Source organism: Hydrogenophaga sp., assembly GCF_041633695.1.
Taxonomy (GTDB): domain Bacteria; phylum Pseudomonadota; class Gammaproteobacteria; order Burkholderiales; family Burkholderiaceae_C; genus Hydrogenophaga.
On the sequence record NZ_JBFJMY010000292.1, the window covers coordinates 1 to 5,340 of the forward strand.

Below are 5,340 nucleotides of genomic sequence, written 5' to 3' on the forward strand. Positions count from 1 at the left end.
CCCACCGACAAGGTACCCATGATCCTGGGCTCTGCGGCCAACGGATTCGGCTGGCGCCCCAACCAGTGGGTGATGGCCACGCGGCCCACCTTCGTGCACGAACTGACGGGCTTCATCGAATGGTTCCAGAAGAACAAGGCTGGTGGCACGCGACCGGTGAAAATCGCGATGTTCACCACCGAGGCCTCGCCCACGTTTGCCGACATGGGCAAAGGCGTCGCGGCGTATGCGAAGGCCAACCCCGCGATCGTGGACCTGGTGGAGATGGTTTACGTCGAACCCCAGCCGTCGGACGTGACGCTGCAGTTGCGGCGCGTGCTGAACGCGGGCGCCGAAGTGGTACTGGTACCCACCAACATCCAGCAAGCGGTGGCGGTCAAGCGCGCCATGCAGGCGCTGGGTAAGAACGTGCCGATCGCCTACAGCCTCCAGAATTCGCCCGCGATGCTGCAAAAGCTGATGGGCAGCATCGCAGCCATGGAAGGTGACTACGAGGTGCATGGCAGCGTCATCGCCACAGAGGAAGACACCGAAGCCAAACGCTTCTACGACATGCTGGTCGCCAAGCACGGTCTGAAGGGGCCGTGGCACTCGCTCACCACCATCGGTATCAGCCAGGCACTGGTGATGGTGCGCGTGGTTGAAGCCGCAGCGAAGAAAAACGGTGGCGACAAGCTGACCGGAGAGATGCTGCACCACACGCTGATCGACACGACCTTTCCCGCCAAGGACTTCTACGGATTCACCGGTGGCGACATTGACTTCTCGGTCGAGGCCCCGTTTCCAACCAAGGACCCGCGCGTCAACATTGGTCAGGTGGTGGGCGGCAAGCTGACCACGGTGGCCAAGGGCGTTCCGGTGCCCAAATTGGCCAAATGGTGAGAGTGCAGCCGTGTCTGAACCGCTGATCGCTCTCAACAACGTCGAAGTGCTCTACGCCGACGTGATCCTTTCGCTGAAAGGCATTGCGCTGGAGGTAGCAGCAGGGGGGTGCACCGTGCTGCTCGGCCCCAACGGAGCCGGCAAGAGCACCACCCTCAAGACCATTTCCGGCATGCTGGACGTGGAGGAAGGCCGCGTCTCATCGGGCCAGGTGCGCATGCTGGGGAAGGACGTCACAGGCGTTTCCACCGAAAAGATGGTGGCCGATGGTGTGGTGCACGTGGTAGAGGGCCGAAAGGTGCTGCGCCACATGACGGCAGAGCAGAACCTCGTCGTGGGTGGGCACCGGCTCACGCGCCTGGCCGACGTGAAGCAGGGCCTGGAACGGGTGTACAGCCTGATCCCGCGTCTGGCCGAGCTGCGCACCCGCACCGCGGGCTACCTCTCCGGTGGCGAACAGCAGTTGCTGTTGATCGGCCGCGCCATGATGGCCAGGCCACGGCTGCTGATGATCGACGAGCCCTCGCTGGGCCTGGCGCCCATGATGGTGAGCGAAATCTTCGGACTGCTGGCGAAGCTGCGCGCCGAAGGCGTTTCGCTGCTCATCGTGGAGCAGCACGCCCAGGCCGCGTTGGAGCTGGCCGACCACGGCTACATCCTCGAGAACGGCCGCGTGGTCCTGGAAGGCACCGCCGCCGAACTGCGTGCCAACGAAGACATCCAGGAGTTCTATCTGGGTAACCAGGCCAGCGGCGAGCGGCGCAACTACCGAGAAGTCAAACACTATCGCCGGCGCAAGCGCTGGTTGGGATGAGCTCCCCCGCGCCGCCTTCGACGTCACCCCCCAGGGGGCGATGCTGGCCGACTGGCGGAGCCAGATCGGCGGCATCCCAGGCTGGGCCACTTCACACAACCGGGAAAGCATCATGAACAACATGAACGGCATCGAATGGAATTTGGACAGCCTGGGCGTGGGGCGTATCGTGCTCAACCGACCCGAAAACAACAACGCACTGGGTTCGTCGAGCGCGCCTGCGCTGGTGCGCGCGATCGACGAGGTGCTCGCGGGCCAACCGCGCGTGATCGCGATCGAGGCGCGCGGCGCCATCTTCTGCGCCGGGGGTGACATCCGCGAGTTCGTGAAGGCCGGCGACCGGCTCGCCGAGCTGGTCGACGAGATCCTGGACCAGTTGCTGCCCGCCTACCTGAAGCTGGCGCAGGCCACCTGCCCCATCGTCACGGTGGTGAATGGCCCGGTGGGGGGTGCCGGTGTGGGCCTGGCCCTGTGCGGCGACTTTGTGCTCGCCAGCGACACCATGAAACTGCGCACCGGCTACGCAGCCATCGGTCTCTCGCCGGACGTGGGTGCGTCCTATTTTCTGGCGCGGCGCATCGGCTCGGTTCGCGCGCAGCAGTGGCTGATGCTCAGCGACGCGATAGACGCGCAGCGCTGCCTGGCCGCAGGTGCGGTGGACCAAGTGCATCCCGCCGCACAGCTGGATGCTGCCGCACAGGCCCTGGTGAAGCGGCTGTGCGCCTCGGCGCCGGCATCGCTGGCCGCGATGAAGCGCCTTTCGCTCGAAGGTCCTTCGCTCTCGCTGCAGGCCTACCTCTCACTCGAGCAGCAACTGCTGAGAGCCTGCGCCCGCACCGCCGATGCGCGCGAAGGCATCACGGCCTTCGTGGGCAAGCGCCAAGCACAGTTCACTGGCCGCTGAGTCCACCCCACCATGGCCTTGCCCGCTGAATGGCTCACGCGACTGCGCCTGCCGCTGATCGCCGCACCCATGCTGCATGTGTCCGGGCCGGCGCTGGTCGCGGCCGCCTGCCGCTCGGGCGTGATCGGCGCCTTTCCCGCCGCGAACTGCCGTCAGCATGGTGAACTCTCGGTGTGGATCGCCTCAATTCGCGAGGCCATCGACGGCGCGAACGCCGCACCCTTTGCCATCAACCTCATAGTGCGCAGCGCCACGCTCGCGGACGACCTCGCCTGTCTCATCCGCGAAAAGGTTGAACTGGTCATCACCAGCGTTGGTTCACCCGCCACGCTGGTGGACGAATTGGCCGCCGAATACGACGCCGCACGGCTGCGCAGCCACCGTCTCGTACCCGCTGGTGCCTTCACGATTTCAAGGATGACCCCATGACACCCGAATTCTCAACCTTGATCGACATGCTCGCGCACAACGCCGAGGTGCACACCGACCGTGCGGCAGTCGTCGTCGATGGCAACCCCCATTCCCACGCCACGCTGTACGAAGCGGTGCAACGCCAAGCCGCCGCGCTGGCTGCCGCAGGCGTCAGGCAAGGTGATCGCGTGCTGCTGCTGGCGGGCAACCGCACCGAGGTACTGGTGCTGCTGGGTGCTGTGGCCTGGCTCGGGGCTATGCTGGTACCGCTCAACCTGCGGCTCTCGCCCGCAGAAATGGTCCAGCAGTCGCGCGACGCCACGCCCGTGCTTGCGGTGGTCGACGCTGGGTGTGCGCTCATGTGGCAGGCCGCGTGGCCCGACGGCATGCCCGGTGTGCTCAAGGTGGAGCTCGACACCGCGACGTGGCCGTCGCTGGCGTGCGCCGGCCTACAAACTGCGGCACTGGTGCAACGGCAGGATGCACCGATGCGCGGCGTACTGATGCTGTACACCGCGGCCGTGGACGGCCACGCGCGAGGTGCGGTGCTGGCGCAATCGCAGCTAACGGCGTCCGCCCGCCAACTCGCAGCCGTCTGGTCGCTCGGAGTGGACGACCGCTGGCTCGGCGTGCTGCCGCTGTTCCACGCTGCCGGTATAGGTCTGTCGCTTGCACTGCTGGGCGCCGGTGGCACATGTGTGCTGCTGCCGCGCTTCGACCCCGCTGCTGCGGTGGCCGCCATAGACGAACACTGCGTCACGGTCTGCGCCACCTTCGCGCCCATGCTCGGCGCGATGCTCGACGCGGCTCAGACCAGCGGCGCGGCGCTCACCAGCCTGCGCATTTGCATGGGCCTGGAACCCGCGAGCACGCTGGAACGGCTCGCCGTCCTCTGTCCTGCGGCCCAGTTCTGGTCAGCCTACGGCCAGGCCGAGGTATCGAGCATGGTGTGCCTGGGCCTGCAGCGCGAACGCCCCGGTGCTGCAGGCCGCGCCGTCGCGCCGTCACAGGTGCGCGTGCAAGACGCCACGGGGCAACCGGTGGACACCGGCGTTGAAGGTGAGATCGCCGTGTGCGGCCCCACCGTTTTTATAGGCTACTGGGACGTGACCACGCAACGCGCCTTTAAACCCGCCGACCCCTGGCACCGAACCGGCGACTTAGGCCGCCTGGACACAGATGGCTGGCTCTGGTTTACCGGCCGCGCAGCACACAAGCAACTCATCAAGACCGGCGGCGAAAACGTCTACCCCGCCGAGGTGGAACAGGTGCTCCTGGAGCACCCGGCTGTGGCCGAAGCGTTCGTATTCGGTTTGCCTGATGAACGCTGGGGTGAAGTCGTACACGCGACCTGTGCGATTCAACCGGACATGCAAGTCAGCGCCTCCGAACTAATCGGTTTTGTGGAGCAACGACTGGCGCGCTACAAACGGCCTCAGAGCGTGGCCTTTCGGTCGGCGCCGCTGAAACGTTTCGCACACTCGGATCCGAAGGATGGAATCTAAGCGGGGGTCTGGCTTCGTCCGACAAGTACAGCTGGAACACAACCAGGTCTTTGCAAGGAGGTGATCGTTTAGGTGGCGCCGAACCTTGCAATCCCACGCCGGTTTACGCATCGCTATTTGACTCAACCGCAGTGGGCGGCCATGCTCCAGACCACCGAGACCCGCGTGAAAATCATGGGGGAAAGCCCCTCAGAACGGCGAAGACAGCCGCGTATTGTGTGCTCCCTGCAAATCCAAGGCGAGTTCGGTGCCCTGCTTGCGCAACACGGCGCGCTGAACCTTGCCTGTCGCGGTCTTTGGCAGCCTGTCCACAAATTTGACGAACCGCGGTTTGGCGAACCGGGGCAGTTGGCCACTGGCGGCGCGCAAGATATCCGCGCCGTCGAGCGTCACACCGGGTTTGGTCACCACCGCCAGCATCACCTCGTCTTCACCGCCCGGCAGATCGGATGGCACAGCGTAAGCCGCCACCTCCTCGATGCCTGGCAACGCAGCGACCACCTCCTCCACCTCGGTGGCCGAGATGTTCTCGCCCCGGCGGCGGATGCAGTCCTTGATGCGGTCCACAAAGGTGATCAGTCCATCGGCTTGCATGGTTCCCGCGTCGCCGGTATGGAACCAGAGGTTGCGCCAGGCCTCCACCGTCTTTGCCGGTGCGTTGAAGTACCCCGCCATGAAACCGGACGGCACTTTTGGGCGCACGAGAATCTCGCCCATTTCCCCGATGGGCAACGGCTCGTCGGTTTCCGAATTGGCGATGCGAACCTCAAAGTGCTCTTCGTGCGTCCAGCCCGCAGCCCCTGGCACGGAACGGCCCAAGCGGC

5 protein-coding genes and 1 pseudogene are annotated in these 5,340 nt (G+C 65.4%); 5 read left to right on the forward strand and 1 reads right to left on the reverse strand.

Features of this window, described 5'->3' with window-relative positions:
* From ABYB95_RS16240 to ABYB95_RS16260, 5 genes are all read left to right on the forward strand, one after another.
* Positions 1–882 (forward strand): ABC transporter substrate-binding protein (locus tag ABYB95_RS16240; protein ID WP_372659602.1); only part of this gene is annotated, 882 nt, incomplete at its 5' end.
* Between the two features lie 10 nt (positions 883–892).
* Positions 893–1,696 (forward strand): ABC transporter ATP-binding protein, encoded by an 804-nt coding sequence (locus ABYB95_RS16245; protein ID WP_372659603.1) that lies wholly within the window; start codon positions 893–895, stop codon positions 1,694–1,696.
* A 112-nt stretch (positions 1,697–1,808) separates the two neighbouring features.
* On the forward strand, positions 1,809–2,600 hold the full coding sequence (locus ABYB95_RS16250) for an enoyl-CoA hydratase/isomerase family protein (RefSeq protein WP_372659604.1): 792 nt from the start codon (positions 1,809–1,811) through the stop codon (positions 2,598–2,600).
* Between the two features lie 12 nt (positions 2,601–2,612).
* Positions 2,613–3,029, forward strand: a complete 417-nt coding sequence (locus tag ABYB95_RS16255; RefSeq protein WP_372659605.1) for a hypothetical protein — start codon at positions 2,613–2,615, stop codon at positions 3,027–3,029.
* Entirely contained in the window at positions 3,026–4,516 is a 1,491-nt protein-coding gene (locus ABYB95_RS16260; RefSeq protein ID WP_372659606.1) for an AMP-binding protein, read from the forward strand. Before ABYB95_RS16255 ends, ABYB95_RS16260 begins: the two co-directional genes overlap by 4 nt.
* Before the next feature lie 189 nt (positions 4,517–4,705).
* On the opposite strand, the pseudogene ABYB95_RS16265 reads toward ABYB95_RS16260, so the two are convergent.
* A pseudogene (locus tag ABYB95_RS16265) lies at positions 4,706–5,340 on the reverse strand (long-chain fatty acid--CoA ligase); the annotation flags it as partial.

Bases quoted from the DNA above. Each gene is read 5' to 3' on its own strand.
- ABYB95_RS16255 (WP_372659605.1), top strand. From the start codon at position 2,613: ATGGCCTTGCCCGCTGAATGGCTCACGCGACTGCGCCTGCCGCTGATC.
- ABYB95_RS16260 (WP_372659606.1), top strand. From the start codon at position 3,026: ATGACACCCGAATTCTCAACCTTGATCGACATGCTCGCGCACAACGCC.
- ABYB95_RS16250 (WP_372659604.1), top strand. From the start codon at position 1,809: ATGAACAACATGAACGGCATCGAATGGAATTTGGACAGCCTGGGCGTG.